A 1,044-nucleotide genomic window follows, 5' to 3' on the forward strand; every position below is an offset into this window, starting at 1 on the left:
CGAAGTCGCGGCCTTTCGAGAACACGTCTCCAGTGCCGATCGCAGCCACCATCGCGCTCGAGATGATCGGGCCAATGCCGGGCACCGTCATCAGTCGCTCGCAGCCTTTGTCTTGACGGGCCAATGCCTCGATTTCGCTGGAGAGGTCCTCGATACGCTCATCCAGCCGGCGCCAGTCACCCGCCAGATCCTCGATGATGCGCAACATGCGAGGCGAGAGCACATCGGTGCGCGTCGCGAGGATACCCGGCAACTCGGACCGCAGGGAGCGCAGGCCTTGCCGCACGGCGATGCCCCGCTCCAGCAGGAACGCACGGATCTGATTGATGACGCCGGTGCGCTGACCGACTAATCGCTCGCGCACGCGGTGCAGCGCCTGCAGGTCGAGCTGGTCGGCGGTCTTGGTTGCGACGAACTTCATGGTCGGGCGTTGGACCGCCTCGGCGATGGCTTCCGCATCTCGGAAGTCATTCTTCTGTCCCTTCGAATAGGGGCGCACGTATTTCGCCGGCATCAAGCGGGCGTCGTGGCCAAGCGTTTGCAGCTTGCGACTGAGGTGATGCGCGCCGACGCAGGCCTCCATGCCGATCAAGCACGGCGGCAGGTTGGCGAGCCGCGTTTCCACCTGGCCGCGCGACCACTTCTGCCGCAGCACGATGCCGCCGCGCTGATTCTGGCCAATGATGTGGAACGAGTTCTTGCCGATATCGATGCCGATGACGGCGGGCGAAGCGTCGAGTTTCTGAGACATGGCGTGCTCCTTGTCTTGGGCGCCCCTTGCCAGCTTCTCGTACTGGCAGGGCCGGAGCACGGCCGGACCATTCCATTCTGATGTCCCCAGTCAAGCACACAGCGCACGGTTTCTCATCTCCACGAGGACTCATCGTGAAGTTCTTGTGCCGATGGATCGTGCAGAGGAGAAGGCGGGACTCAAAGACGTCGGTGAACAGGCTCTGATGCGCGGGTTGGATACCGCATTTCCGTTTTTTCGTCTGGGGCTGTCCCTGGTCTAGCGTCGGGCGTCGATCGGATGATCGGCCACAT

General features: G+C 62.9%; 1 protein-coding gene. It reads right to left on the reverse strand.

The genetic code is table 11. The features are described 5' to 3' along the window. Positions 1–751, reverse strand: a 751-nt coding sequence (locus AC0L3A_RS40690; RefSeq protein WP_473256577.1) for an IS110 family RNA-guided transposase, incomplete at its 3' end; no start/stop codon positions are given. Positions 752–1,044 lie beyond the last annotated feature (293 nt).

The organism is Bradyrhizobium sp. MI1.3 (assembly GCF_055811695.1).